Origin of the sequence: Bradyrhizobium nitroreducens (assembly GCF_002776695.1) — a bacterium.
Taxonomy (GTDB): Bacteria; Pseudomonadota; Alphaproteobacteria; order Rhizobiales; family Xanthobacteraceae; genus Bradyrhizobium; species Bradyrhizobium nitroreducens.
In genome coordinates this window covers 4,933,266-4,959,274 of record NZ_LFJC01000003.1, presented here as the reverse complement: position 1 = coordinate 4,959,274, position 26,009 = coordinate 4,933,266, and the positions used below count along the sequence as shown (strand labels likewise).

The 26,009-nt window shown below is 65.8% G+C and carries 22 protein-coding genes and 1 other RNA gene; 5 read left to right on the top strand and 18 right to left on the bottom strand.

Annotated elements, in window-relative coordinates:
• Window positions 1–28: 28 nt before the first annotated feature.
• From ftsW to rsmH, 9 genes are all read right to left on the bottom strand, one after another.
• Window positions 29–1,180, bottom strand: coding sequence for a putative lipid II flippase FtsW (ftsW, locus tag TSA1_RS23985; RefSeq protein WP_100178484.1), 1,152 nt, complete (start codon window positions 1,178–1,180; stop codon window positions 29–31).
• A 193-nt stretch (window positions 1,181–1,373) separates the two neighbouring features.
• Window positions 1,374–1,769, bottom strand: a complete 396-nt coding sequence (locus TSA1_RS23980) for a hypothetical protein (RefSeq protein WP_100178483.1) — start codon at window positions 1,767–1,769, stop codon at window positions 1,374–1,376.
• Between the two features lie 2 nt (window positions 1,770–1,771).
• The gene (gene murD, locus TSA1_RS23975) at window positions 1,772–3,169 is read right to left on the bottom strand and encodes a UDP-N-acetylmuramoyl-L-alanine--D-glutamate ligase (RefSeq protein WP_100178482.1); all 1,398 of its coding nucleotides are present in this window, start codon (window positions 3,167–3,169) and stop codon (window positions 1,772–1,774) included.
• Between the two features lie 112 nt (window positions 3,170–3,281).
• Window positions 3,282–4,385 (bottom strand): phospho-N-acetylmuramoyl-pentapeptide-transferase, encoded by a 1,104-nt coding sequence (mraY, locus tag TSA1_RS23970; protein WP_100178481.1) that lies wholly within the window; start codon window positions 4,383–4,385, stop codon window positions 3,282–3,284.
• Between the two features lie 166 nt (window positions 4,386–4,551).
• A complete protein-coding gene (locus tag TSA1_RS23965) occupies window positions 4,552–5,931 on the bottom strand; it encodes a UDP-N-acetylmuramoyl-tripeptide--D-alanyl-D-alanine ligase (protein ID WP_100178480.1) in 1,380 nt (459 codons plus the stop codon).
• Window positions 5,928–7,385: a UDP-N-acetylmuramoyl-L-alanyl-D-glutamate--2,6-diaminopimelate ligase gene (locus TSA1_RS23960; RefSeq protein ID WP_100178479.1), complete on the bottom strand. Its 1,458-nt coding sequence runs from the start codon at window positions 7,383–7,385 to the stop codon at window positions 5,928–5,930. The genes TSA1_RS23965 and TSA1_RS23960 overlap by 4 nt, the downstream gene beginning before the upstream one ends.
• A gap of 84 nt (window positions 7,386–7,469) precedes the next feature.
• The gene (locus TSA1_RS23955; RefSeq protein ID WP_100178478.1) at window positions 7,470–9,212 is read right to left on the bottom strand and encodes a peptidoglycan D,D-transpeptidase FtsI family protein; all 1,743 of its coding nucleotides are present in this window, start codon (window positions 9,210–9,212) and stop codon (window positions 7,470–7,472) included.
• Window positions 9,209–9,601, bottom strand: coding sequence for a cell division protein FtsL (gene ftsL / locus TSA1_RS23950; protein ID WP_097663117.1), 393 nt, complete (start codon window positions 9,599–9,601; stop codon window positions 9,209–9,211). Before ftsL ends, TSA1_RS23955 begins: the two co-directional genes overlap by 4 nt.
• A 3-nt stretch (window positions 9,602–9,604) precedes the next feature.
• A complete protein-coding gene (gene rsmH / locus TSA1_RS23945) occupies window positions 9,605–10,594 on the bottom strand; it encodes a 16S rRNA (cytosine(1402)-N(4))-methyltransferase RsmH (RefSeq protein WP_174719049.1) in 990 nt (329 codons plus the stop codon).
• Window positions 10,595–11,120: 526 nt separating this feature from the next.
• On the opposite strand from rsmH, the gene TSA1_RS23940 reads away from it, so the two are divergent.
• The gene (locus tag TSA1_RS23940; protein WP_100178476.1) at window positions 11,121–11,903 is read left to right on the top strand and encodes an N-acetylmuramoyl-L-alanine amidase; all 783 of its coding nucleotides are present in this window, start codon (window positions 11,121–11,123) and stop codon (window positions 11,901–11,903) included.
• 169 nt (window positions 11,904–12,072) lie between these two features.
• Here the strand turns inward: TSA1_RS23940 and TSA1_RS23935 are convergent, their stop codons facing one another.
• Together TSA1_RS23935 and TSA1_RS23930 are read right to left on the bottom strand one after the other, a co-directional pair.
• Complete coding sequence (locus TSA1_RS23935) at window positions 12,073–13,305, bottom strand: RNA polymerase sigma factor (RefSeq protein ID WP_100178475.1); 1,233 nt, start codon at window positions 13,303–13,305, stop codon at window positions 12,073–12,075.
• A gap of 13 nt (window positions 13,306–13,318) precedes the next feature.
• Complete coding sequence (locus TSA1_RS23930) at window positions 13,319–13,672, bottom strand: YciI family protein (RefSeq protein WP_100178474.1); 354 nt, start codon at window positions 13,670–13,672, stop codon at window positions 13,319–13,321.
• 150 nt (window positions 13,673–13,822) lie between these two features.
• Between TSA1_RS23930 and rnpB the strand changes: the two genes are divergently transcribed.
• Window positions 13,823–14,249, top strand: an RNA gene (rnpB, locus tag TSA1_RS23925) — RNase P RNA component class A.
• 243 nt (window positions 14,250–14,492) lie between these two features.
• Here rnpB and TSA1_RS23920 read toward each other — a convergent pair.
• Both TSA1_RS23920 and TSA1_RS23915 read right to left on the bottom strand, forming a co-directional pair.
• Window positions 14,493–15,206 (bottom strand): alpha/beta fold hydrolase, encoded by a 714-nt coding sequence (locus tag TSA1_RS23920; protein ID WP_174719048.1) that lies wholly within the window; start codon window positions 15,204–15,206, stop codon window positions 14,493–14,495.
• A 70-nt stretch (window positions 15,207–15,276) separates the two neighbouring features.
• A complete protein-coding gene (locus tag TSA1_RS23915; RefSeq protein ID WP_283811649.1) occupies window positions 15,277–15,741 on the bottom strand; it encodes a DUF983 domain-containing protein in 465 nt (154 codons plus the stop codon).
• Window positions 15,742–15,790: 49 nt separating this feature from the next.
• Between TSA1_RS23915 and TSA1_RS23910 the strand changes: the two genes are divergently transcribed.
• On the top strand, window positions 15,791–17,161 hold the full coding sequence (locus TSA1_RS23910) for an aminotransferase-like domain-containing protein (protein ID WP_174719047.1): 1,371 nt from the start codon (window positions 15,791–15,793) through the stop codon (window positions 17,159–17,161).
• Window positions 17,162–17,168: 7 nt separating this feature from the next.
• Here the strand turns inward: TSA1_RS23910 and TSA1_RS23905 are convergent, their stop codons facing one another.
• Entirely contained in the window at window positions 17,169–17,429 is a 261-nt protein-coding gene (locus TSA1_RS23905) for a hypothetical protein (RefSeq protein WP_174719046.1), read from the bottom strand.
• 219 nt (window positions 17,430–17,648) lie between these two features.
• Between TSA1_RS23905 and TSA1_RS23900 the strand changes: the two genes are divergently transcribed.
• Window positions 17,649–18,392, top strand: a complete 744-nt coding sequence (locus tag TSA1_RS23900; protein WP_100178469.1) for a sulfite exporter TauE/SafE family protein — start codon at window positions 17,649–17,651, stop codon at window positions 18,390–18,392.
• A gap of 125 nt (window positions 18,393–18,517) precedes the next feature.
• Complete coding sequence (locus tag TSA1_RS23895) at window positions 18,518–19,285, top strand: FkbM family methyltransferase (protein ID WP_100178468.1); 768 nt, start codon at window positions 18,518–18,520, stop codon at window positions 19,283–19,285.
• Here TSA1_RS23895 and TSA1_RS23890 read toward each other — a convergent pair.
• From TSA1_RS23890 to TSA1_RS23875, 4 genes are all read right to left on the bottom strand, one after another.
• The gene (locus TSA1_RS23890) at window positions 19,282–20,556 is read right to left on the bottom strand and encodes an O-antigen ligase family protein (protein ID WP_100178467.1); all 1,275 of its coding nucleotides are present in this window, start codon (window positions 20,554–20,556) and stop codon (window positions 19,282–19,284) included. The genes TSA1_RS23895 and TSA1_RS23890 overlap by 4 nt on opposite strands.
• A gap of 65 nt (window positions 20,557–20,621) precedes the next feature.
• Entirely contained in the window at window positions 20,622–22,028 is a 1,407-nt protein-coding gene (locus tag TSA1_RS23885) for an MATE family efflux transporter (protein WP_100178466.1), read from the bottom strand.
• A gap of 82 nt (window positions 22,029–22,110) precedes the next feature.
• On the bottom strand, window positions 22,111–23,910 hold the full coding sequence (locus tag TSA1_RS23880; RefSeq protein WP_100181308.1) for an ABC transporter ATP-binding protein: 1,800 nt from the start codon (window positions 23,908–23,910) through the stop codon (window positions 22,111–22,113).
• A 505-nt stretch (window positions 23,911–24,415) separates the two neighbouring features.
• The gene (locus tag TSA1_RS23875; protein ID WP_100178465.1) at window positions 24,416–25,999 is read right to left on the bottom strand and encodes a DHA2 family efflux MFS transporter permease subunit; all 1,584 of its coding nucleotides are present in this window, start codon (window positions 25,997–25,999) and stop codon (window positions 24,416–24,418) included.
• Window positions 26,000–26,009: the final 10 nt, after the last annotated feature.

Sequence of the window (26,009 nt, the reverse complement as noted above, 5' to 3'; positions counted from 1 at the left end):
GCTTCGCTTGTCCGGGACACGAGAGCAACTACGCGTAACTGCGCATCGCCTCGGCGTGGCCGCTGGCCTCGACCTCGGTGCGCGGGCGCAGCCGCGTCAGCGCCAGCATCATGCCGACGCCATAGGCGAGCGACACGATCGAGGAGCCGCCATAGGAGATGAACGGCAGCGTCATGCCCTTGGCGGGGATCAGTTGCAGGTTCACCGACATGTTGATCGCCGCCTGGATGCCGAACAGGATGGCGAGACCCGAGGCCGCGAAGCGCGAGAACATGTCCTCATTGGCATAGGCCCTCGACAGCGTGCGGATCACGACGAAGGCGAACAGCGCCAGCATGGCCAGACACAGGATGATGCCGAACTCTTCGGCCGCGACCGCGAACACGAAGTCGGTGTGGCTGTCCGGCAGGCTGCGTTTTGCAATGCCCTCGCCCGGTCCGAGGCCGAACCAGCCGCCGTTGTAGAAGGCCTCCATCGCGGTATCGACCTGGAAGGTGTCGCCCGAGGCCGGGTTCATGAAGCGCTTGATGCGCCCCGCCACGTGCGGGACGAACAGATAGGCGCTGAACAGGCCGGCTGCACCGAGACCCGCGAGCCCGAACACCCAGATCATGCGCATGCCCGCGATGAAGAACAGCGAGCCCCACACCATCAGGATCAGCATGGTCTGGCCGAAATCCGGCTCCATCACCAGGAGCGCGACCAGCATCATGAGCAGCACCAGCGCCATCGTGGTCGCCGGCATCTCCGGACGCTTGGTCGATTCCGCGAACAGCCAGGCGGCGATGACGACGAACGAAGGCTTGGCGATTTCGGAAGCCTGGATGTTGACGCCGAGCAGCGTGATCCAGCGCCGCGAACCCTTCACCTCCGGGCCGATCGCGAGCGTCAGCACGATCAGGATGATGCTGGCCGCGAAGATGATCAGCGCCGAGCGGCGGATCGACCGCGGCGACAGGAACGAGACCCCGAGCAGCACCAGGCAGGACGGAAGAAGGAACAGCACGTGACGGCTGAAGAAGTGGAACGGATCGAGCCCGATGCGGGTCGCAACCGGCGGGCTCGCCGCCAGCGACAGGATCACGCCGGTCAGCATCAGGCCCAAAATGGCGCCCATCAGCGGCTTGTCGACGGTCCACCACCACTCGGAAAAGGGGGTGCGTTCTTCACGGGAGAGCATGGGCGGCCGCTTTCGGACAGAGGTCCGTCCATTGGTCGCCGAGGTTGGTTACCGCAGGGTTAAGGAACCGCGGATGTTTGGAGATGATGTCCGCTGCCTCGACAAAACACAGTCATGCCCCGGTTTGACCGGGGCATCCAAGCCGGGCGACGACAGCGGAGCAAGGCGCAGCCAGCTCCTCTCACACCACCTGCTATTCGTAGTAGATCGCGACATCCCCCGCGCGTTGATCGCGCTTGTAGACCTGCTCTGGCCCGGGAATGAAGCCGATCCTGACCGCCCGCTCGCTGCTCCAGGCGACGACAACATCAAGATGCCCGCGCACACTGACGAAGGTTGGCGTGCTCTCGGGCGAGAACGTCCGGCCACGTGCCACGACGCTGGCTTGCGTACTATCAGGCACCGTTGCTCCGCACGACTTCCAGACCACGACGACCAGCTGGCTTCCGCTGGGCGAGGCGAATGCGCGCTGGCGAACGACGCGGCACGCGCCGAATCCGCTCATGATGCTGTCAACGAGCACAACGAAGAGGAAGCCTGCGACAACGAGCACAACGGCGCCAATCCCGATCCAGCGTCGCCGCGACATCCTCACACCACCGGCTTCACGCCCGGCAGCGCCTGAACCAGCTCGCGGAACCTGGTGCCGCGGATCTCGAAATTGCGGTACTGGTCGAAGGACGCGCAGGCCGGCGACAGCAGCACGACGGCATCCGTGAGGCCGGAGGCTTCCGCCTCGCGCGCGGCGTGCTCGACGGCGACGTCGAGCGTCTGGCTGATCTCGTGCGCAACCGAGCCCAGCGTTCCCGAAAACTCCTGCGCGGCTTCGCCGATCAGATAGGCCTTGCGGATGCGCGGGAAGAACCCCGTGAGGCTGGTGATGCCGCCCGCCTTCGGCTTGCCGCCGGCGATCCAGAAAATATCGCCGAACGACGACAGCGCATGCGCGGTAGCATCGGCGTTGGTGCCCTTGGAGTCGTTGACGAACAGCACGTTGCCGCGGCGGCCGACCTGCTCCATGCGATGCGCGAGGCCGGGAAAGCTGCGCAGGCCGTTCTGCAGCACCTCCGGGCTGATGCCCATCGCGAGCGCGGCGGCTGCCGCGCAGGCCGCGTTCTGCGCATTGTGCTGGCCGCGCAGCGAGCCGATGCCGCCGAGCGCGGCGATCTCGCTGCGGGCGCCTCCGGACGTGCGCACGATGTTGCCATGCTCGACATGGATGCCTGAAGCCAGCGGGTTCTTGACGGAGATGCGCACCACATTCTTGCCGGCGCGATCGAGCCGGTCGGCGATGTCGCGGCAAAAGCCGTCGTCGACGCCGACGATAGCGGTACCGCCGTCTTGTACGCCGGCCACGAGGCGCTCTTTCACTTCGGCGTAGTGCGCGATCGTGCCGTGACGATCGATATGGTCCTCGCTGACATTGAGCAGGATGCCGACGGAAGGATCGAGCGAAGGCGTGAGATCAATCTGGTAGGACGACATCTCGATGACGTGGACGCGGCCCATGCGCGGCGGCTCCAGCGACAGGATCGCGGTGCCGATATTGCCGCCCATCTGGGTGTCGTAGCCGGCGACCTTGGTCAGATGCGCGATCAGCGCCGTCGTGGTCGACTTGCCGTTGGTGCCGGTGATGGCGACGAACGGCGCGTTCGGCGCATGCCGCCGCCGCTCGCGGCAGAACAGCTCGATGTCGCCGATCACCTCACAGCCTGCCTCGCGCGCCTTCAGGACGCTCCAATGCGGCACCGGATGGGTGAGCGGCACGCCGGGCGCGAGCACGAGCGCGGCAAAGTTCGCCCAGGAGACGTTGCGCAAGTCCGCGGTGACGAAGCCCGCCTGCGCGGCCTTGGCGACGTTCTCGGCGTTGTCGTCGGCCGCGATCACCTCGGCACCGCCGGCCTTCAGCGCGTGGCAGGAGGCGAGCCCCGAGCCGCCGAGGCCGAACACCGCGACGGTCTTGCCGGCAAAGGACGTGACGGGGATCATGACCACACCTCTGTCATTCCGGGGCGACGCGCCGGCGTCGAACCCGGAATCTCGAGATTCCGGATCGCCGCTTTGCGTCGTCCGGAATGACGATCCTGAATCAGCACCGCGATCACCGCAGCTTCAGCGTGGAGAGGCCGGCGAGCGCCAGCATCACCGAGATGATCCAGAAGCGGATCACGATCTGCGGCTCGGTCCAGCCGAGCTGCTCGAAATGGTGATGGATCGGCGCCATCCGGAAGATGCGCTTACCCGTCAGCTTGAACGACACCACCTGCACGATGACCGAGACCGCCTCGAGCACGAACAGGCCGCCGATCACCGCGAGCACGATCTCGTGCTTCACCGCGACCGCGATCGCACCCAGCATGCCGCCAAGCGCGAGCGAGCCGGTGTCACCCATGAAGATCGAGGCCGGCGGCGCGTTGAACCAGAGAAACCCGAGGCCGGCGCCCAATAGCGCACCGCAGAGCACCGCGAGCTCGCCGGTGCCGGCGACATATTTGATCTGGAGATATTCGGCGAACACGGCGTTGCCGGCGAGATACGCGATCATCGCAAAACTCGCGGTCGCGATCATCACCGGCACGATTGCGAGGCCGTCGAGACCGTCGGTGAGATTCACCGCGTTGCCGGAGCCGACGATGACGAAGGCGCCGAAGATGACGAAGAACCAGCCGAAATGCAGCACGGTGTCCTTGAGGAAGGGAATCGTCAGCGCGGTCGAGGCGGGATCGCGGTTGAGCCGCACCAGCGCGTAGCAGGCCACCAGCGCGATCGCCCCTTCGATCAGCAGGCGGAGCTTGCTGCCGAAGCCGCTCGTGGTCTGCTTGGTCACCTTGAGGTAGTCGTCATAGAAGCCGACGAAGCCGAAGCCAAGCGTCACCGCCAGCACGATCCAGACATAGGGGTTGAGCGGATTGGCCCACAGCACGGTGCCGACCGTGAGACCGGACAGGATCATCAGCCCGCCCATGGTGGGCGTGCCCTTCTTGGCGAGATGCGATTGCGGGCCGTCGGTCCGGATCGGCTGGCCCTTGCCCTGGCGGATGCGCAAATGATCGATGATCCAGGGCCCGAACAGGAACACGAACAGCGCGCCAGTGACCACCGCGCCGCCGGTGCGGAAGGTGATGTAGCGGAAGACGTTCAGGAAGGTGCGAACGGCACCGAAGCCCGGAAAAGTGTTGGAGAGCTCGATCAGCCAGTAAAACATTCAAACGGTCCTATGGCGCTTTGCACGCACGATCTGGGCCTTGATCATGGTCGTAACGTGCCTCATGCGCATTCGCTGGTCTTCATCATGGGCCGCGCGACCTCGGGAAACCGGACGGCTTCGCGCCGCAAAGGGTGGGATTCGGGAACGGCGCCTTCCAAGCAGTTTACGCCTTTGCCTGCAAGGCGGCCACCAGGCCGGGCACAAACTTGTTGACCCAGAACATCTTCTTGCTGCCCTTGACAACCACGACATCGCCCGCCTTCAGCAGGCTCGCGACCTCGCCCGGCTTCAGCGTGGCGGGATCGTCGTGCCAGCCGAGACCCTTGCCGGCCGGGAGCACATCGTAGAGGTGGCGCATCAGGGGGCCGACGCAGTAGACGGCGTCGATCCCGTCGAGATGCTTGGCGAGGGCGGTGTGATAATTGGGCGCGTCATCGCCGAGCTCCAGCATGTCGCCGAGCACCGCGATGCGGCGGCCGCCGGTGATGTTGCGGGCCTGCAGGCTCTGCAGCGCCGCAGCAACGCTGGCTGGATTGCCGTTGAAACTGTCGTCGATCACGGTGATCCCGCCGATCGCCTGCTCGACGCCGCGGCCGGTCATGATGCCGACCCGGTCGAGCTTGATCGCGAGCGTCGCCGGATCGAGATGGGCCGCACGGATGGCGGCGAGCGCAGCCAGCGCATTCTGCACGCGATGCGGCGCGCCCGGCGTCAGGCTGAAGGCGATCTCCTTCTTGCCGATCATGGCCACGATCTGCCAGCTCTCGCCATGCGGCGCGTGCGCAACCTCGTGCACCTCGGCATGCTCGCCGAAGCGCACGACCTTGCCTTTCCATTCCGACGCCTTGAGCCCGGCGGGCAGCACCAGCACGCCGTCCTCGGGCAGGCCGTGCGCGATCGACACCTTCTCGTGCCTGATGGCTTCGAGCGAGCCGAGCTTTTCCAGATGCACGGGCTGGACGTTGACGACGAGCGCCACCGTCGGCCGCGTCAGTTCGCTGAGCCGTGCGATCTCGCCCTTCTGGTTCATGCCCATTTCGACGACCCAGAGGCTGGAATCGGTGCGCGCATTGCACAGCGTGAGCGGCACGCCCCAGAAATTGTTGAAGCTCGAGGGGCTGGCATAGGCGTTCGGATAGGCCGCCAGGAATTCCTTGGTGCTGGTCTTGCCCGCGCTGCCGGTGAGCCCGATCACCGGCCCGTGGAAACGGGCGCGCGCGGCGCGTGCGAGGCCCCAGAGGCCGTCGATCAGGGTATCCTTGACGACGATCTGCGGAATGCGGATGCCCGCGATCTCGTGCGGCACGATCATCCCGACCGCGCCGGAAGCTTCCGCCTTGTCGGCGAACTCCCAGCCGTCGCGGGTGCTGGCGAAGGCCGAGATAAAGCCTCCGCTCGGCGTGCCGCTCAGCGCCACGAACAGGCTGCCCGGCTTCACCAGACGGCTGTCCTGGGTGACGAAATCGATCGGAGTATTGGGGAACGGTCCGGCGGCGCCCAGCGCACGCGCCACTTCGGCAACCGTCCATATGGGCCCGCTCATGCTGTCCTCAACGTCAATGCGGCCGCGACCGCCTCGTGATCACTGAAGGGCAGCGTCTGGCCGCCGACGATCTGCCCGGTCTCGTGGCCCTTGCCGGCGACGAGCAGCGCATCGCCTTCTTCAAGTTCTTCGATCGCGATTCGGATCGCGGCGGCACGGTCGCCGATCTCGCGGGCGCCCTTGGCCGTGGCAAGGATTGCGGCGCGGATCGCTTCCGGCTTCTCGCTGCGCGGATTGTCGTCGGTGACGATGATTCCGTCGGCGTTCTCGGCCGCGATCTCGCCCATGATCGGCCGCTTGCCGGCATCACGATCGCCGCCGGCGCCGAACACGACGACCAGTTTTCGTTTCGCGTAAGGCCGCAGCGCCTGCAGCGCCTTGGCCAGCGCGTCGGGCTTGTGCGCATAGTCGACGAAGATCGGCGCGCCGTTGCGCTCACCGACCCGTTCGAGACGGCCCTTGGCGCCTTCGAGATGCTCAAGGCTTGCGAAGACATCTGCGGCATCGCTGCCAGTGCCGATCGCAAGGCCCGCCGAGACGAGCGCGTTCTCGATCTGGAATTCGCCGACCAGCGGCAGCCGGATTGCATAGCCCTTGCCACGGTGCTCGACAGTCAGCTTCTGCGAGAAACCTTCGACCACTGCCTCGGTGAGACGGATGCCCTCGCCTGCCCCGTCGCCGCTGCGGCCGACCGCCATCACGCGCAAGCCGCGCGACTTTGCCGCAGCGATCACTTCCGCCGAGCACTCATGATCGGCCGAAATCACCGCCGCGCCGCCCGGGGGCACGAGCTCCCGGAACAGCCGGAGTTTCGCGGCAAGATAATGCGCGACGGTCGGATGGTAATCCATGTGGTCGCGCGACAGATTGGTGAAGCCACCGGCGGAGACGCGCACGCCGTCGAGCCGATACTGATCGAGCCCATGCGAGGACGCCTCGAAGGCGAGATGCGTGACGCCGTCGCGCGCGATCTCGTCGATCTGCCGGTGCAGCGCGATCGGATCCGGCGTCGTCAGCGAGCCATAGACGGTGCGCTTGGGCGAGACGAGGCCGATGGTGCCGATACTGGCTGAAACATGCCCCAGCCGCTCCCAGATCTGGCGTGTAAACGCGGCGACCGAGGTCTTGCCGCTGGTTCCGGTCACGGCCGCGATGGTCGCCGGCTGGGCGGGAAAGAATTTGGCTGCGGCCAGCGCCAGCGCGCGGCGCGGATTGGCGACGGCGACGAACGGCACCTTGCCGCCGGCGGGGGCATGGTCGCCGACAACGGCAACGGCGCCTGCGGCAATCGCGGCGTCGACGAAGCGCGCGCCGTCGGTCTTGCTGCCCGCGAGCGCAAAGAAGAGATCGCCCGGCTTGACCGCGCGGCTGTCGAGCGCAAGGCCGGTGACGTCGAGCGCCGCGGCGGCGGGCTCGATCGCGGCGTCATTGCCTAGCAGGGCGGACAGCTTCATGGTCTTCCAGTCGACAATGCCGTGCCGGAAAGCCGAATCCCTGGGAAAATCCCGACTCAGCCGCGGCGATGGCCACCCCGTTGATTACTGGGTTGTCCTGGATGCTGCAAGAATAAGGCGGTCCGCAGGCGGCAGGTCGAACCGGGGCTCGACGCCCAGAAGCGGCGCGATCCGCTCGATCACCTTGCCGCCGGTCGGCACCGCGTTCCAGCCCGAGGTGATGAAACCCTTCGTTTCGGGAATCGCCTGCGGCTCGTCCAGCATGATCAGGATCTGATATTTCGGATCGTCGCACGGCATGATCGCCGTGAACGAGTTGAGCACGCGCTTCTTGGCATAGCGGCCATTGATGACCTTCTCGGACGTGCCGGTCTTGCCGCCGACGTAATAGCCCTTGACGTCGGCGGTCTTGGCGGTGCCGATCTCGGCGTTCAGCCGCATCAGGAACCGCATCTTGTCGCTGGTTTCCGTCTTGATGACGCGCTTGGCCATCGCCGCGGCTTCGGACTCGCTGCGCTTCATGAAGGTCGGCGGAATCAGATAGCCGCCGTTCACCAGCGCATTGATGCCCATCACCGCCTGCAGCGGCGCCACCGACATGCCCTGGCCGAACGCGATGGTGACAGTGTTCAGTTCGCCCCACCGTCGCGGCACCAGCGGCGCCGCGCTCTCCGGCAGCTCGGTGCGCAGGCGCGTCAGCTGGCCCATCTTGGCGAGGAACGCCTTGTGCGCCTCCACGCCCTGGCTAAGCGCGATCCGCGCGGCGCCGATGTTGGACGAGAAGGTGAAGACTTCCTTGGTGTTGATGAAACGTCCGAGCGGGTGGCTGTCGTGGATGGTGAACTTGCCGTAGTGCAGGTTTCCGCGCGCATCCCACGACGAGTTCAGATTGATCTTGCCGGAATCGAGCGCCATCGCCAGCGTGAACGCCTTGAAGGTCGAGCCCATCTCGTAAACGCCCGTGGTCAGGCGGTTGATGCGATCGGGATCGTGCGCCTCCTTCGGATTGTTGGGGTCGAAATCCGGAAGAGACACCATCGCCACGAGTTCGCCGGTCTTGACGTTCGAGACGATGCCGGAGGCGGCCTTGGCGTGGAACTTGTCCTTGGCCTTCAGCAGCTCGTCGCGCAGCGCGTGCTCGACGCGCAGGTCGATCGACAGCTCGATCGGCTTCTGCAGCCGGTCGGTGGCAAAGCCGGCGCGGTGGAGATCGGCGAGGCCCTGATTGTCGAGCCACTTCTCCATGCCGGCGATGCCCTGGTTGTCGATGTTGACGAGACCGATGAGGTGGGCGACCTCGTTGCCGGTCGGATAGACGCGCTTGTTCTCGCGCAGGAAGCCGATGCCGGGAATGCCGAGCTTGTGGATGGCCTGCTGCTGCTGCGCCGTGACCTCGCGCTTGAGCCAGACGAAGCCCTTGCGCGTCCTCAGGCGCTCGCGCACCTCGGCCTCGTCGAGGTCGGGCACGGTCGCGGTGAGAAGCTCGATCGCCTCGTCCTTGTCGATGATGCGGCGCGGCTCGCCGAACAGGCTCGCCGCCTTGACGTCGGTCGCGAGGATGGCGCCGTTGCGGTCGACGATATCAGGGCGTGCGGTCGCCACCACCTCCTGCGCCGCGGCGCGGCGGGCGCCATGGGCGTCAGCGCCGATTGCAAACATCACGAGCCGGCCGCCGATCAGGGCGTAGACCGAGGCGAAGGCGAGCATGGCGAGGCCAACGCGCGCGCGCGCCTTCGCGGCGCGGTCGACATTGCGCCCGTAGAGCAGGCTGCGGATCAGACGCTGCCGCCAGGGTTCCGCAGGTTTGGATTGAGTCGCAGCGCTCATTGATTGTCCTCGGGCTGAGGCACGGAGCCCGTCACGGTGTCAGGGTCGCTTGCGGCTTCGATGGTGTTGAGCATGGCCCCGATCGGGTCGGGCTCGCCCGGCCTGAACATCCGCGGCGGACGCTCCGGCAGGTTCTTCAGCGAATCATATTGCGTGCCGTTGACCGGCTTGAGCTGCAGATGCCGGTCGGACAGGCCTTGCAGGCGCAGCGGCGCATCGAGCTTTGCCCATTCGGAGCGCAGCGATGCGATCGCGTCGCGCTGCTCGCGGATCTCCGCATGCAGCCGCAGCACCTTCTCGGTGCGCGCCGTAGAGTCCATCTTGATCCGGTAGACATAGGCCGCCGCGAAGATCAGCGCGCCGATGACGAGGAGGTGGATGATGCGCATGCGCTAGCCGCCCCTCAACACGTCGGAGAGCTTGGGCCAGGACGATGCCTCGTCGTCCTCATGCGCGGGCGCAGAGGTCCGCTCGGCCGCGCGCAGTTTTGCGGAACGCGCGCGCGGATTATGCGCGACTTCGTCTTCACCGGCGACGACAGGCCGCCGCGTCAGCAACTGGAAGCTCGGCGGAACTTGCGCCACCTCCGGCAGATGCCGCGAGCCGCCGCCGGTCTTCGAACGCGCAGACAAGAAATTCTTGACGATGCGATCTTCCAGCGAATGGAACGAGACCACCACAAGGCGGCCACCCGGCTTGAGCACGCGCTCGGCCGCAGCCAGCGCGGTCTGAAGTTCCTCGAGCTCCTCGTTGACGAAGATGCGCAACGCCTGAAACGTCCGCGTCGCCGGATGAATGTCTCCGGGCTTCGAGCGCACGACCCTGCCGACGAGATCGGCAAGCGCACGCGTGGTCGTGAACGGCGTTTCCTGCCGGTCGGCCACGATGGCGCGCGCGATACGGCGCGAATGCCGTTCTTCGCCGAGCTGATAAATGATGTCGGCGAGATCGCTTTCCGAGGCGCGGGCCACCACGTCGGCCGCAGTCGGGCCCGACTGCCCCATCCGCATGTCGAGCGGGCCGTCGAGGCGGAACGAGAAGCCGCGGCCGGCCTGGTCGAGCTGCATCGAGGACACGCCGACATCCATCACGACGCCGTCCACCGCGTCCACGCCCTGCGCCGCACAGACCTCGGCGAGGTCAGAGAAGCGGTGCTCGACCAGCGTCAGCCGGCCCGCGGAGCGTGCGACGAGATCAGCACCGCCGGCGATGGCGGTGCGGTCACGGTCGATCGCGATCAGGCGGGTTCCCGGGACGTCGAGGATGGCGCGGCTATAACCGCCGGCGCCGAAAGTGGCATCGACATAGATCCCGCCCGCGCGCGGCGCGAGGTGATCGATGGCCTCGCGGCCGAGCACGGGGATATGAGCAGCGGGGCTCATGTGCCAAACCTTGTGACCCAAAGCCTGCCGAGCGACCAAGCCAGATCGGGGGCGTGCCAGCCCATAGCGCCTCGAATCATTCCGCGTCGCGGCGGTTCCACGACAAAGCCCCCGTCCAGCATGATGACCGAGTCCGGTCGTCCCGGGCCGCAAACCGAGTGTTCCCAGCGGAATTTGTCGGGCAGCCATGGATTTCGAGCCAAAATACGCTTTGGCCGCCTCCGGACGCGGGTCGGCTCTTCATCCCTCAGTAACGACCCTTAGCGTTAAGAAAGCGTTGCTCGGCTCGTTACAAGTCGAAAAGGTGAAGCGGCAGTGATGCTTCATCCACACACATGCGCAAAATAGATCCGTTAACCGCGCCGCGCGATTGCGCGCGGTGGAGGGTAAAGGAATAGTAAAGAGAAGGGCTTGGCCCATTCGCGTCCGACCTGAGTTGTTTATGCCGCCGTCCGGTTCCTCCACCCCGTCTGGATCTGATTCGAAGCGTCAACGCGTTCTCCCGGTTCCCAAGGCCGCGGCGAACATGCGGACGTTCGAGCCGGATTCCTCGATCGTCTCCGACATCATCCCTTCGCCGAACTATGGCGAGCGCAACAAGGGACGGCAGCCCGACATGATCGTGCTGCACTACACCGGCATGCCCGACGTCGAGGGCGCGCTGGCGCGTTTGTGCACGGCCGGCACCGAGGTCTCGGCGCATTACGTCGTGCTGGAGGACGGCCGCATCGTGCAATGCGTGTCCGAGGCCAAGCGTGCCTGGCATGCCGGCGTCTCCTCGTGGGCCGGCGAAGACGACATCAACTCCTGCTCGATCGGCATCGAGATCATCAATCGGGGCCATGACTGGGGCTACCCGGAATATCCGCTGCGCCAGATCGCCGCCGTGATCGCGCTGTGCCGCGGCATCATGCTTCGCCGCAAGGTGCCGTCCCATCGCGTGCTCGGCCATTCCGACGTCGCGCCCGCGCGCAAGAAGGATCCCGGCGAGAAATTTCCGTGGCATTCGCTGGCCAATTCCGGGGTCGGTCACTGGGTGACGCCCGCGCCGGTCGTGCGCGGCGAGAGCCTGATGCTCGGCACCATCAGCGACGAGGTGCTGAGCATGCAGCAGGCGCTCGCCAAGTACGGCTACGGGGTGCCGCTGACCGGCAAATACGATGCCGCCACCATGGAAGTCGTCACGGCCTTCCAGCGCCATTTCCGCCCGGCGCGGCTGGATGGGGTTGCGGACCACTCGACGCTGTCGACATTGCAGGCGCTGCTGGCGAGCCTGCCGACGGATGGGACGACCGTCGCGTCGAAGTGAGGATGTGGCCGCGCAGTTCGCTCTCGTGTCCCGGACGCGCGAAGCGCGAGCCGGGACCCAGTGGGCGACACGACTCGCGGCGGGATGGGCCCCGACTCTGCAGCGCATCGCACCGGACGATGCTTCGCATCGCCGGGGACGCTGCGCTGCGTCCGGGGCACGAGAACCTCTACCTCATCTCCCTCACCCGCCGCGCATACAGCCGCCGCAACGGCTCGAGCTGCGTCGCCGCAGTCGCTGCCTGATAGGCCTCGCGCGCCTCGTCCTTGCGACCCAGCCTTCGCAACAGATCCGCGCGCACCGCAGGCAGAAGCGCGTAGCCGCGGAGCCCGCCACGTGCACTGATCGCGTCGACCAGATCGAGCGCACGCGCCGGGCCATCGACCATCGACAGCGCGGCAGCGTGGTTGAGTTCGATCACCGGCGAGGGACCGATACGTAGCAAAACCCCATAGAGCCCGGTGATTTGCCGCCAGTCGGTCTGCTCATAGCTCGGCGCCCGGGCATGCAGCGCGGCGATCGCGGCCTGCACGAGATAAGGTTGCGGCAAGCCGGGCACGCGCAGTGCGTCGTCGACCAGGCGCAGACCTTCCTCGATCTGCGCACGATCCCAGAGCGAGCGGTCCTGCTCTTCGAGCAGCACGATGTCGCCGGCCGCGGTCTCGCGTCCGGCACGGCGCGCATCGTGCAGCAGCATGAGAGCGAGCAGGCCCTTGATGCCGGCGCGATCCGGCATCAGCCGATCGAGCAGGCGCGCGAGCCGGATCGCCTCGATCGCGAAATCCGGGCGCATCAGATCTGCGCCCGACGTCGCGACATAGCCCTCCGTGAAGACCAGATAGATCACCGCGAGCACGCCTTCGAGCCGCGTCGCCAGCTCTTCGCGCTCCGGCACCTCGTAGGGAATGCCGGCGAGCCTGATCTTCTGCTTGGCGCGAACCAGCCGCTGCGCCATCGCCTCCTCGCCGACGAGGAAGGCGCGCGCGACCTGCGTGGTCGACAAGCCGCAGACGGTACGCAGCGTCAGCGCGACCTGAACCTCGGGCGCGAACGCGGGATGGCAGCAGGTGAAGATCAGCCGCAGCATGTCGTCGTCGAGCATCGCCGGCGGCTCGTCGGCGGCTGGCACATTCAGCTCAATCTCGTGCACCAGTGCCTCCTGCTTGCCGCGAAAGACGGCCTGACGGCGGATGCGATCGATCACCTTGTGCCTGGCGACATTGACGAGCCAGGCGCGCGGATTGGCCGGCACCTCGCCCGCTGCCCAGCGATCCAGCGCGACGGCGAACGCATCCTGCAGCGCGTCCTCCGCCAGATCGAAATCTCCGACGAGGCGGATCAGCGTGGCCAGCGCCCGCCCCGCCTCGTCGCGAAATATTCTGTCGATCTCAGAAGGGGTCATTCCCCGCCGCCGCTCACTTGTCGTGCTCCCAGATCGGCCGCACCTCGATCGAGCCGATGCGCGCGCTGGGTATCCGGGCCGCGATCGCGGTTGCCGCATCGATGTCCTTGGCCTCGATCAGGTAATAGCCCGCGAGCTGCTCGCGCGTTTCGGCGAACGGACCGTCGGTCATCAGCGTCTTGCCGTCGCGCACGCGCACCGTCGTCGCGGTCGTGGTCGGCCGCAAGCGGTCGCCCCCCTTGTAGTTGCCGCTCTGGACGATGCTTTGCGTGAAAGCCTGGTACTCGGCCAGGATCTTCTGGCTGGTCGCCTCGTCGTTCTTCGCGTACTCGGCCTCGTTCTGGTAGATCATCAGCAGATATTGCATCGCTTCACTCCTGTTGTTCGGCTGTGTCGCCGACATCCAGTCGAACGGGGCACGCAGCAGACGACATCTTCAGGATAAAATATTTCGGGCCGGGTGTGCGCGGCGATCTCGGCTTGACGAAACCGATGCAAATGCCCCATGCATGCCCCGTCAGTCGGCCGGACGGCCGCTCCGGCAGGTGCCGAAAGGCCGCCGGGGAGGAAAGTCCGGGCTCCCTTGACATACGGTGCCGGATAACGTCCGGCGGGGGCGACCCCAGGGAAAGTGCCACAGAGAACGAACCGCTCCGCTTTGCCTTCGGGCTTCGCGGAGTAAGGGTGAAAAGGTGCGGTAAGAGCGCACCGCGGATCCGGCAACGGAGCCGGCATGGTAAACCCCACCGGGAGCAAAACCGAATAGGGACGGCGTAGCGGGCTGTTCGCGAAAGCGATAACGCCGCGGGGCGATGTCAGGCCCGCCGTCCGGGTAGGTTGCTCGAGGCCGTGTGCGAACACGGTCCCAGAGGAATGGCCGTCACGTATCGTTCGCGCAAGCGGGCGGTGCCCTACAGAACCCGGCTTACAGGCCGGCTGATATTCTAAAGCGTTTTCGAGCGAAGTGGTTTTCCGGTTCGCGTCAAGAAAACGCGTTAGACTAAGAAAGTGACGAGGGGTTCGATGCTGACCGCATCGGACCCCTCACCATTTGCGGAGTGCGAGCGCAGCCAATCAGATGCTGTCATTCCTGGGCACGCGAAGCGAGAGCCCGAAATCCATCGGGCGGCGCAATCGGTTGAGGAATGGATTCCAGGTTCGTGCTGCGCACGCCCCGGAATGACGAGCTAGGCGACGATCTCGTTCAGCACCTTCGTCAGCGCCTCCGGCGCCGTCACGTTCGGCGCATGGCTGGCGTCGAGCTCGACATAGCGCCACCCCTCCTCGTTCTTCGTCCGCGCCGCGAATTGCCCGAACACGTCGCCCGGCGGAATGCGGGTGCAATAGACGTAGCTGCGCGGGATCGCCGGCTCGCCATGCGCGAGCCTCAGCTTCGTCTCGAAGCATTTGACCGGCATCGCGACCCGGCGCGCGTTGAGCCAGTCGAGATCGGCCGGCGGCGTATCCGGTGGCGGCGGGTTCGGCGGGATGCGGTAGCCGTCACCGGAGGCGGCTGCCTTGCGCATCGGCTCGCGGCCGGCTTCGTTAAGGTCGAACAGCGACTGGCCGTCGCGTGGCACGAAAGCGTCGAGATAGATCAGCTGCGTCACGCGCTCGCGGGCGCGGTCGGCGACACCGGTCGCGACCATGCCGCCATAGCTGTGGCCGAGCAGCACGATGTCGCTGAGATCTTCGAATCTGATGACGTTGAGGACGTCCTCGATATGCATGTCGAGATCGATCGCGGGACTGGCGAGATGCGCGCGTTCGCCGAGGCCCGTATAGGTCGGCGTCACCGGGCGGTGACCGGCCCCGGCCATCAGCGGATGCATCTTCTTCCAGGCCCACCCGCCGGACCATGCGCCGTGACAAAGCAGAAAAGTCTTCTCGCGTGCGGCCATCGGCGTTTCCATCGTTCTTGTTTGTACGATGGAGTGTAGCGGCCGCGCCCGCGATGTAAACGCCGCCAGCTCAGGCGGCGCGCGAGTCCACCTTCACAAGGACAGGCGCAAGCCCGGCGGCTTCGCGCCGCAGCTTGCCCGCCTCGAAACCGTGCATGCCGACCTGCCATTGCAGGCCGACGATGGCGCCCTTGGTCGGTTGCAGCAGCGCAAGCGAGGCGAACAGCGTCACCGGCAGCCACACCGCGAGTTGCAGCCACTCCGGCGGCGCATAGGCGGTCTCGACCGCGAGGATCGCCGGCACCACGAGATGGCCCACCACGACGATCACGAGATAGGCGGGAAAATCATCGGCGCGCTGGTGAAACAACTCCTCGCCGCAATGGTCGCAAGCGTCGGCAACCTTCAGGAAGCGGCCGAACAGATGGCCCTCGCCGCAGTTCGGACATCTGCCGCGGAAACCGCGCCACATAGCCTTCGCCAGAGAGATCGAACCGGTCGCCATGACCACACCTCTTCCTTTTTGACGATCCATACAATAATGTCTTGCATCCATACATTCAAAGGATATGGGCCTAAATTGCATGGATTGGATCCCGACAATCTCGGAGCTGTCAGGCCCGCGCTATCAACGCATCGTCGATGCCATGGAGGCCGACATTGCCGCCGGCCGGCTGGTGCGCGGCCAGCAATTGCCGACGCAGCGCGCGCTGGCAAAGGCGCTCGACGTCGATCTCACCACGGTGACGCGCGCCTACACCGAGGCACGGCGACGCGGCATCATGGAGGCGCGGGTCGGACAGGGCTCGTTCGTGTCGGAGACCAGCGCGCGTCGCGCGGTCGACCTGCCGCATCCCGTTGCGATCGATCTGTCGATGAACGTGCCGCCGCATCCGCTGGAGGCGCAACTCGACGAGCGCATCATCGCCGGGATGGATGCCGTTCGCGCGCAATCGGGGCTGACGGCCTATCTCAACTATCAGCCGCCCGGCGGCAGCGCGCATGAGCGCGAAGTGGCCGCGCGCTGGATGCGTTCACGGGTGCCGCATGCACGTGCCGACGGGCTCGTGATCTTTCCCGGCGCGCAAACCATCCTGTTCAACCTGCTCGCACACCTTGCGCGGCCCGGTGATATCGTGCTGACGGAAGCGCTGACATTCCCCGGCATCAAGGCCGCAGCAGTGCGGCTCGGCATCAAGCTCGTCGGCGTCGCCATGGATGACGGCGGCATCCTGCCCGAAGCGCTGGCGAAGGCCTGTCGCACGTACGAGCCGAAGGCCGTCTATCTCATTCCGACGCTGCACAATCCGACCACCACGACGCTCTCGCCCGAGCGGCGCGGCACCATCGCGAAGATCATCCGCGATAGCGACACGATCCTGATCGAGGACGACGCTTACGGCCTGCTCGACCGCTCGGCCGTGCCGATCGCAAACCTCATTCCGGAGCGGACTTATCTCGCGACCACGCTGTCGAAATGCATCGCGCCGGCGCTGCGCGTTGCCTACCTGGTGACGCCCGACAGCGACGCGCAGCGGGAGATGCGTGCATATTTGCAGGCGACCGTGCAGATGCCGGCGCCGCTGATGGTCGCGCTGGTGACGCATTGGATCGAAAACGGGATTGCCGATCGCATCATCACCGCCATCCGCAACGAGGCGGTCGGCCGACAACAGCTCGCGCAGCGCACCCTGAAAGGCTTCCAATTCCTGGCTAAGCCCGCAGCACATCATCTGTGGCTGCGGTTGCCCGAGGGCCGACCCGATGTCGCCGCACATCTGCTCCGCAATGGACTGGCGGTCGTCGCCGCCGATGCCTTCATCGTCGACGGGACACCGCCGCACGCGGCACGTGTCTCGCTGGGAGCGGCGCGGAACAGGTCTGAATTGACGGAAGCGCTGCGCATCCTGGTTGGCGCGCTGCAGAAGCCAGCCGACACCAGGCAGATCGTCTAGTCTGTTCTCAACGGTGGTGACGGCGGTGGCGAGGGCGAACGGCCGGGGTCGCACCTGACGGATAAGCCGCATAGGCTTCGGTCGGCGCCGCTGTCTCGCCACGGGCCGCGCGTCCCGCGGGCGTGAGCTGGCCGCCATTCAGCACATCGCGGTCAGGATGAGCGGCCTGATAGGCCGCGGGCTCCGAAAACTGAGCCTGGGCAAATGTCGGCATCAACGCCGCTGCCGACAACAATGCAGCCGCAACGGCGACGTTGGTACGGGTCATCGTCATTCTCCGTCATCTCGTTCGGGGCTGGCCGATCAGTGAGCACGATCGCGGCGATCGGCCCCGGATTGAAGTACGACCGTCATGTAGGCGCGTCTTCCACGAACGCCCGACACCGCAGATCACGCTTGCGTGCGCGACGGATTGACTTGCACGACGGCAGCCGTGCTATGCGGGCGATGGCGATCAACAATTCGGGATCGCTGCAAAGGACACTCTGTGGACACTCTGACCTACGTCCTGCTGCCCCTCGGCGCATTGGCCGGCGGCTTCGTCTCGGGGCTGGCCGGGTTCGGCACGGCATTGATGGCGCTCGGCATCTGGCTCTACGTGCTGCCGCCTTCGCTTGCGGTGCCGCTGGTGCTGATCTGCTCGGTGATCGCGCAGACCTCGACGCTGCCGTCGATGTGGAAGAGTTTTGACCTCTCGCTGGTCTGGCCGTTCCTGATCGGCGGGCTGATCGGAGTGCCGCTGGGAACCATGCTGATCGCCACGGCCGATCCAAAAGTGTTCAAGCTGAGCGTCGGCGTTCTGATTCTGGTTTTTTCGAGCGCGATGTATCTGAACAAGCGGCCGCTCGCGATCAAGTTCGGCGGCCGGATCGCCGACGGCGCAATCGGCTTTGCCGGCGGTATTCTGGGCGGCCTCGCCGGCTTGTCCGGGCCGCTGCCGATCCTGTGGGCCAACATCCGCGGCTGGAACAAGCACGAACGGCGCGGCATCTTCCAGCTCTTCAATTTCACGGTGCTGGCGACCGCGCTGCTGCTGCAGACCGCATCGGGTCTCGTCGAGCTCAAGGTGATCTGGCTCGCGATGGTGGCGTTTCCAGGCACGCTGATCGGCGCCTGGGCCGGCGCGCGGGTCTATCACGCCCTCAACGACAAGCATTTCGGCGATGTCGTGCTCGGCCTGTTGTTCCTGTCGGGCCTCACCCTGGTCTGGAACAGCATCGGCGCGATCTAGATCGCGGCGCACCCTCGAACACCGTTGGCAGGGACGCAACGCGCGGTTGCAGCGAGTCCGGTTGCGGGCTACGGTTTGGCATTGCCTGAAGTTCATTGACGCCTGCAAGAGGATATTTTGACCCAATGGCCATTTTACGCGCCTGGCTTACGGCCACGAGCATCCGATTTCGGGTTCGTGCGCTGAAGGCGCTGCTACGCAACGAGCGGACCGAGCTCACCGCCATTTGGCAGCATCTCAAACCAGGCGATATCGCCTGCGACGTCGGCGCCAACAAGGGCAGCTTCATCTACTGGCTGTCGTGGTGGGTCCATGACGGACGGATCTTCGCGTTCGAACCGCAGCCCGAACTGGCGCACGCGCTCACCGGCATCTGCGACGTCATCGGACTTGCGAACGTGACCGTCGAAGCCAAGGCCGTTTATTCGCATTCCGGCCCGCAGGATCTCTACGTGCCGGAGGGCCATCAGCCCGGCGCCTCGCTCTGCCACGGCGACGCAAAGGCCGAGCGCGTTTCCGTGCTTACCGTGCCAGCAATCGCGCTGGACGACTACTTCAGGCCGACCGAGCGGATCGCTTTGCTCAAGATCGACGTCGAAGGCGCCGAACTTGCCGTGTTCAAGGGGGCCGAACGAATCCTGCGCAACGACGGGCCGCTGCTGGTCTTCGAATGCGAGAACCGCCACCTTGCGCCCGGTCATGTCGGCGACGTCTTCACATTTCTCGAACGCCTCGGATACGAGGGACGCTTCGTGTGCCAGCACCGGGTGCTTCCCATTTCGCAATTCGACGCGGCCAAGCATCAGCGGCAGGACGGCGACTGGTTCTGGAAGCGCAAGGACTACTGCAACAGCTTCATTTTCCGAAAGCAGTCGGCCGGATCGGTGAGCTAGGCTCGCGCCCTCTTCGCGGCGAGCGCCATGCCTCCGGCAACACCGACCCCGAGCACGTAGATCCAGCCCGGGACAAAATCGAACAGATGGGTGTTGAGCAACGAGGTCAGCATGTTCTGCACCACGATCAGAAGCCCGATCCGGCAGGCCAGCCCCTCGCCGCGAAACATCGAGAGGTGCGCAAACCACAGCGCGTAGAGGGCAAGGACACCGATGACGCCCCACTGCACGGCCACGCTCAGCGTCTGATTGTGCGGATTGCCGACGATCTCGCGGCGCAGCGGGTCGTCGCGCCCATCGGCGGCCGCACTTGCAAACAGGCTGCGGATCGCGCCGGTGCCGTGGCCGATCAGCGGTGCATCGGCGACGAAGCGAAGGGACTTCCGCCAATATTCCAGCCGTGAACCCATGCCGCTGACCTGACCATCCTGCACGCTCGCCTCATAATCGGCCTGAAATTTCGCAACCGTCGTGCGCAGATGCGGCGACACAGCCAAGAGCAGCAGGGCCGCCAGCGCCATCGCGCCTGCCGCGAGCAGCGCCGCGCGCCGGCGCAGATGCAGGAGCGCGAACACCAGCACCAGGATCGGCAGCGTCACCAGCGCCGTGCGCGAGACCACGACGAAGATCATGTTGGCGAGGAATCCGATCGCGAGCACTGTGAACACCGCCGCGCTGCGGGCTCGACCTTGCCGCAGCAGCGACACGATCGGGTAGACCAGCGCAAGCGCACAGAGCGCGAACTCCTGGCTCTGGTCGATATAGTTGCGCACCGCGATCCCGCTTTCGACCTTGTAGGGCCCGCGCGACAGATAGAGCTTCAGCGAGAGCGAGGGGTCGATGGCAACGGCAAAGGAATAGAGCATCAGGGCCGTGCAGGACGCCAGGAAGGCGGAAAACACCCAATGGCCGTAGGGCCAGCGCTCGAACTGGTAGATCAGGAGCGGAATGACCAGCAGCTTCGCTGCCGGCCCGATCGCGTGGATTCGCTCCGGCCAGGGCGCATCCGACCAGAGCGTGCCCATGACGGCGAGCACGACCAGTGCGATCGGCAGCAGGCAGATCGGGCGAAGCAGCGAGCGCGGAAATTCGCGGAGATCGAGGAAGGCGAAGGCGATCAACCAGGGAACGAGCGCGAAGATCAACCCGGTCGTGGTCCACGGCAGAAGCAACGCGATCAGCGCGACGAAGCGGGCCGGCGTGCGGTAGCGCGCCGCCCAGATCGCGGCGAGCCACGATGCCGCCTGCTGCTCCTTCGCCACCTCCGTCATCGCGCCCCTTTGACCACCGCACGGTACTGCGAAACTAGCCGGAGCCGCGGGCCGGTCACAAGCGGCTAGGCCGGCGCACGCGCGGGCGGCGCCACGGCATCAGCCTCGGCCTGCGCTGCGGTCTCCGCCGGTCGAACCGGCGTCAGGCGCTTGCTGAATTCGCGGCGCAGCAGCCACAGGCTCAAGCCCGCCTGGAGCGTGGTCGCCGCGACCGACAGGTACCAGACGTACTCCATGCGAAAGCCCGGCCGCGTCGAGAGCCAGATCGCCGGCAGCGAGTAGGTGAACACGCGCGTCGCCGAGCTCAGGAGCACCGGCTTGGTGTTGCCGAGGGCCTGGAACATGCTCGAGCAGGTGAAGATCAGACCCTGTGCGATCATGTTGAGCGAGATGATCCGCAGGAACAGGTATGCGATCTCCATGGTCTCGCGGTCGTTCGAGAAGCCCGCGAGCAGCAGCTGCGGCCTCACCTGCGCTAGGATCATGAAGCCGGTCATCACGGTGGTGACGATCAGCGCGGCCTTGACGAAGGTTTCCCGCACACGCGCAGCGTCGGCCGCGCCGACGTTCTGGCCGGCGATCGGTCCTGCGGCCAGCGCCACCGCGAGCGCGGGCATGTGGATCAGGCCGAGCACGCGCTGCCCGATGCCGAATCCGGCCTGCGTCGCCGCGCCGAAATCGCTCAGCACGTAGTAGACGACCGCCATGAAGATGAACATCATCGCGAACTCGCCGCCGGCCGGCAGGCCGACGTTGAGAATGCGTTTCAAATGGTGCGGCTGCGGACGCCATTGCGCCGGATTGAAGGCGACGTAGCGCTCGACCTTGCGAAAATACGCCAGCAGCATCAGAGCGCCGATGGCGACCGCAATCGAACTCGCCAGCCCCGCGCCGGCGACGCCGAGCGCGTACCCGGTGCCCCAGCCCGAGATCAGCACCGGCGCCAGCGCGATGTTGATGACGACCGCGACCACCCGCACCAACATGGCGGGGCGCACGATGCCGGTCGCGCGGAGCGCGGACGCAATCACTTGCATGACGAACTCCAGAGCGAGCGCTGGCATGAACCACAGCAGATAAACGGTTCCCGCCTCGATCGTGGCCTGGTCCGCGGCGATCGAACGCATGTAGAGGCGGGACAGCACCGCTCCGGCGACCAGGGTCAACAGGCCGAACAGCACCGACAGCGCGACCGCCTGGTTGAAGATCAAATTTGCGTCCGCCCGATCCTTACGTCCCACGGCATGCGCCATCAGCGCGACCGTGCCGACGCCGAGCACCTGCATCAGCCCGTTGACGAGAAAGCCGGCGTTGCCGGCCGCAGCGACACCCGCAACGGCGGCATCGCCCTGGCCCGACACGAAATACAGATCGACCAGCTGGCAGATCATGATCGAGATCATGCCGGCCATGATCGGAGGCGCCATGGCCAGGATATGTCTCACGATGGAGCCGTTCGTCAGGTCTTTCATGACATCTCATCCTTGACAGCTTCCTCGACGGCTTCCTGGACGTATTCCTTGGCGGCGGGACGCTCGCCCGCCGCCGCGCGCCTCACTCTGCTGCCGCGATATGCCCGAGCTCCACCACCTGGCGCTCGAACAGGCCGCGATAGATGCCGTCCGGCTTGCGCGCGAGCACGGCGTGGGTGCCTTGCTCGACGATCTCGCCGCGGTCGAACACCAGGATGCGGTCGAGGCTCTTCACCGTCGACAGCCGGTGCGCGATCACGACCGAGGTGCGCCCCTTCATCAACCGCTCCATCGCCTGCTGGATCAGCGCCTCCGATTCCGAATCGAGGCTCGAGGTCGCCTCGTCCAGGATCAGCACCGGCGCGTCCGCCAGGAAGGCCCGCGCCAGCGCCACGCGCTGCCGTTCGCCGCCCGACAGCTTCACGCCGCGCTCACCGACGAGCGTGCCGTAGCCCTTCGGCAGGCGCAGGATGAAGTCGTGCGCATTCGCAAGCCGCGCCGCATGCTCGATCGCCTCGAGGCTGGCGCCCGGCCGGCCGTAGGCGATGTTCTCGGCGAGCGAGCGGTGAAACAGGATCGGGTCCTGCTGCACGATCGCGACCTGGCTGCGCAGCGATTGCTGCGTGGCGTGCGCGATGTCCTGCCCGTCGATCAGCACGCGGCCGCCGGTGACGTCGTAGAGCCGCTGCACCAACTTGACGAAGGTGGTCTTGCCGGAGCCCGAGCGGCCGACCAGGCCGACCCGTTCGCCGGCGCGGATCTTCACCGACAAGCCGTCGTACAGCGGCGCGTGATGACCGCCATAATGGAACGTGACGTCGTCGAACACGATCTCGCCGCCTTCGATCGCAATCGGCCGTGCGTCCTCAGCATCGGCAATCCCGATGGGCTCGGCGTGGATCGCCACCAACTCGTCCATGTCGTTGACCGAACGCTGCAGGTTGTTGATGTGCATGCCGACGTCACGCAGATAGGCGTGGATGATGTAGTAGCTGGTCAGCACGTAGGTGACGTCGCCGGGCGAGGCGTGGCCGTACATCCACAGCAGAACCGAACCGCCAATGACCGACGCGCGCAGGCATAGCAGCAGCGACAGCTGCGCCATGGCCGTGTAGTTGTAGCGGAGCCAGGTCCGCCGCACCCGCACCCGCCAGCGGCCGATGACGCGCGCAAGTCGCACATCCTCGCGCAGCTCGGCGCCGAAGGATTTCACCACCGCGTTGCAGGTGAGCGCGTCCGCCAGCGTGCCGCCGACCTTGGTGTCCCACGCGTTCGAGACCCGCGCGGCCGGCGCGATGTAGCGCGTCGAAAACACCACGGTGATGGTGACGTAGAAGATCGCCCCCACCGCGATCACCACGCCGAGCGACGCCCAGTGCAGGCCGATCAGGACCATCGAGCCGATCAGCACCAGCAGCGACGGTGCCAACGCCATCAGGATGGTGTCGTTGAGCAGGTCGAGCGCCCACATGCCGCGCGTGATCTTGCGCACTGTGGAGCCCGCGAAGGAGTTGGCGTGCCAGTCGGTGGAGAAACGCTGCACGCGTGTGAAGGTCTCCTGCGCGACGTCCGACATGGTCTTGAGCGTAAACGGCACGATCGCCTGCAGGCCGGTCAACCGCAGCACCACGGCGGCCGCGCCCAGCGCCACGATGGAGCCGAAGGCCACCAGAGCCGCATGGCGTGCAGCAGGATCGGACGGGCCGCGCGTCAGCGCGTCGACCAGCTGTCCCGAGAATACGGGCATGAACAGGTCGGCGACGGTCGCACCCAGCAGGCCACTGGCCACGATGAGCCCCCGCCCCGGCTGTTTCAGCCAGTGCCGGAACACGAAGGGCAGTACCACGCGTATCGCCGCGGGCTTCTTGGACAGAGCGGTCATGACATCATCCGGCCGCTTTGCGCGGGCCGGCTCCATCGATGGACGCGGGCCAGCCGCGAGGGCCGGACGGGCGTCACTTGAAGTTGGCTTTGACTTGGGAAGAGGAGCGATCGGGACGTGGCGCCCAATCGAAGCTGGCGGAAGAGGCCTCTAGCAGGCCGCGTACATACCGAACCAGACGATCATCGAGCGCGGGCGTACGATCTGCGAATGCGACGAAATCATGCAAATCCCTCCCGGTTCGATTGAATGAGGTGCGCTTTATAGATGTGCCGCTCGCGCTTTGCAACGGGGCTCGCGCGAGATCACGGATGAGTGTTGCAATTTGGTTTGCGGAGTAGCGCACCGCTTGGGTAGGCGTTGCTCCCGCCTCATCTCCGCTGTCATGCCCCGGCTCGACCGGGGCATCCAGTACGCCGCAGCGCATGTGGCGAGCACTCCAACGCCGGCCTCCGGGATACTGGATCGCCCGGTCAAGCCGGACGACGACAGCGAGTGCGTGGGCTCAGTGCGCGTCGCCGCCGGCGGTCGGCGAGACCGGCTTGCTCAGCAGCGTCACCAGCAGGCTGAGGCCGAGATAGAACAGCGTCAGCACGAAGAAGGCATCGCCGAAGCTCATCACCACGGCCTGGCGGTGCACGAGCTGGGAGAGCTGTTTCATCGCCATCAGCGTGGAATCGCCGAGCCCCTGGAACTTCTGCATGAACATGGTGAGGGTTTCGGTCGCGGTGGCGTTGCCCCAGGTCACGCGCTCCTGGAGGCGGGTGATGTGGAGGTCAGTGCGGTCGTTGAGCACGGTGTTGATGACGGCGAGCCCGACCGCGCCGCCGAGATTGCGCATCAGGTTGAACAGGCCCGATGCGTTCTTCACCCGGTCGGGCGCCAGCGTGCCGAGCGCGATGTTGTTGGTCGGCACCATCGCGAACATCATGCCGACACCGCGCAGGATCTGCGGCACCAGCAGCTCGTAGAAATCGTAGTCGCGGGTGATCCAGGTCATCTGGTAGGAGCCGATCGCGAACACGACGAGGCCGAATGCGATCATGTAGCGCATGTCGATCTTCACCATGAGACGCCCGACCAGCGGCGCGATCAGGAACATGGTGATGCCGGAGACGAACATGGTCTCGCCGATCATCAGCGCGCTGTAGCCGCGCACCTCGGCGAGATAGCGCGGATAGATGTAGGTCAGGCCGTAGAGGCCGATGCCGATGCAGAACTGCAGCACGCAGCCGATCGCGAAATTGCGGTTGGAGAAGGTACGCAAATTGACGATCGGCTCGGCCGCCGTGAAGACGCGCCAGAAGAAGGCGATCGCCGAGATCGCGCAGATCCACGCGCAGATCGCGACCGAGGTATCCTGCAGCCATTCATATTGCGGCCCCTCCTCCAGCACGTATTCGAGCGTGCCGAGGAAGCCGGCCATGAACGACAGGCCCCACCAGTCGAAGCGGTCGAGCAATTCGAAATGCGGCTCGTCGAAATCGACCAGCGCCAGCACACCCAGCGTGATGCCGATGCCGGGCACGACGTTGATGAAGAACAGCCAGTTCCACGACATCAGGTCGGTGATGTAGCCGCCGACCGTCGGCCCGATCGTGGGCGCGAGGGTCGCGACAAGCCCGATGATGGGACCGACGATGTGGAATTTCGACCGCGGGAACACGGTATAGGCCGAGGCGAACACCGTCGGGATCATGCCGGCGCCGAGGAAGCCCTGCAGCGCGCGCCAGAGGATCATCTCCTCGATGGTCGTGGCAAAGCCGCAGAGCAGGCTCGATATGGTGAAGCCGGCCGCCGAGATCGCGAACAAGAGCCGCGTGCCGAAGGCGCGCGACAGGAATCCCGACAGCGGGATCGCGATGACTTCGGCGATCAGATAGGCGGTCTGCACCCAGGAGACTTCGCTGGAGCTCGCCGACAGGCCAGCCTGGATTTCGCTCAAGGACGCCGAGACGATCTGGATGTCCAGGATCGACATGAACATCCCGAACACCATGATGATGAAGGCGAACAGCCGCTTCGGCGCGATGCGGTCCGAAGCAGGGGCCGCCATCATGGCAGGTGAAGCAGTCGTGGCATTGGCCATGGTCCGACCT

What these genes read in the sequence shown, in the direction of transcription:
- ftsW (WP_100178484.1), bottom strand. Translation starts at nt 1,180, where the DNA reads ATGCTCTCCCGTGAAGAACGCACCCCCTTTTCCGAGTGGTGGTGGACC.
- TSA1_RS23980 (WP_100178483.1), bottom strand. Translation starts at nt 1,769, where the DNA reads ATGTCGCGGCGACGCTGGATCGGGATTGGCGCCGTTGTGCTCGTTGTC.
- murD (WP_100178482.1), bottom strand. Translation starts at nt 3,169, where the DNA reads ATGATCCCCGTCACGTCCTTTGCCGGCAAGACCGTCGCGGTGTTCGGC.
- mraY (WP_100178481.1), bottom strand. Translation starts at nt 4,385, where the DNA reads ATGTTTTACTGGCTGATCGAGCTCTCCAACACTTTTCCGGGCTTCGGT.
- TSA1_RS23965 (WP_100178480.1), bottom strand. Translation starts at nt 5,931, where the DNA reads ATGAGCGGGCCCATATGGACGGTTGCCGAAGTGGCGCGTGCGCTGGGC.
- TSA1_RS23960 (WP_100178479.1), bottom strand. Translation starts at nt 7,385, where the DNA reads ATGAAGCTGTCCGCCCTGCTAGGCAATGACGCCGCGATCGAGCCCGCC.
- TSA1_RS23955 (WP_100178478.1), bottom strand. Translation starts at nt 9,212, where the DNA reads ATGAGCGCTGCGACTCAATCCAAACCTGCGGAACCCTGGCGGCAGCGT.
- ftsL (WP_097663117.1), bottom strand. Translation starts at nt 9,601, where the DNA reads ATGCGCATCATCCACCTCCTCGTCATCGGCGCGCTGATCTTCGCGGCG.
- rsmH (WP_174719049.1), bottom strand. Translation starts at nt 10,594, where the DNA reads ATGAGCCCCGCTGCTCATATCCCCGTGCTCGGCCGCGAGGCCATCGAT.
- TSA1_RS23940 (WP_100178476.1), top strand. Translation starts at nt 11,121, where the DNA reads ATGCGGACGTTCGAGCCGGATTCCTCGATCGTCTCCGACATCATCCCT.
- TSA1_RS23935 (WP_100178475.1), bottom strand. Translation starts at nt 13,305, where the DNA reads ATGACCCCTTCTGAGATCGACAGAATATTTCGCGACGAGGCGGGGCGG.
- TSA1_RS23930 (WP_100178474.1), bottom strand. Translation starts at nt 13,672, where the DNA reads ATGCAATATCTGCTGATGATCTACCAGAACGAGGCCGAGTACGCGAAG.
- TSA1_RS23920 (WP_174719048.1), bottom strand. Translation starts at nt 15,206, where the DNA reads ATGGCCGCACGCGAGAAGACTTTTCTGCTTTGTCACGGCGCATGGTCC.
- TSA1_RS23915 (WP_283811649.1), bottom strand. Translation starts at nt 15,741, where the DNA reads ATGGATCGTCAAAAAGGAAGAGGTGTGGTCATGGCGACCGGTTCGATC.
- TSA1_RS23910 (WP_174719047.1), top strand. Translation starts at nt 15,791, where the DNA reads ATGGATTGGATCCCGACAATCTCGGAGCTGTCAGGCCCGCGCTATCAA.
- TSA1_RS23905 (WP_174719046.1), bottom strand. Translation starts at nt 17,429, where the DNA reads ATGACCCGTACCAACGTCGCCGTTGCGGCTGCATTGTTGTCGGCAGCG.
- TSA1_RS23895 (WP_100178468.1), top strand. Translation starts at nt 18,518, where the DNA reads ATGGCCATTTTACGCGCCTGGCTTACGGCCACGAGCATCCGATTTCGG.
- TSA1_RS23890 (WP_100178467.1), bottom strand. Translation starts at nt 20,556, where the DNA reads ATGACGGAGGTGGCGAAGGAGCAGCAGGCGGCATCGTGGCTCGCCGCG.
- TSA1_RS23885 (WP_100178466.1), bottom strand. Translation starts at nt 22,028, where the DNA reads ATGAAAGACCTGACGAACGGCTCCATCGTGAGACATATCCTGGCCATG.
- TSA1_RS23880 (WP_100181308.1), bottom strand. Translation starts at nt 23,910, where the DNA reads ATGACCGCTCTGTCCAAGAAGCCCGCGGCGATACGCGTGGTACTGCCC.
- TSA1_RS23875 (WP_100178465.1), bottom strand. Translation starts at nt 25,999, where the DNA reads ATGGCCAATGCCACGACTGCTTCACCTGCCATGATGGCGGCCCCTGCT.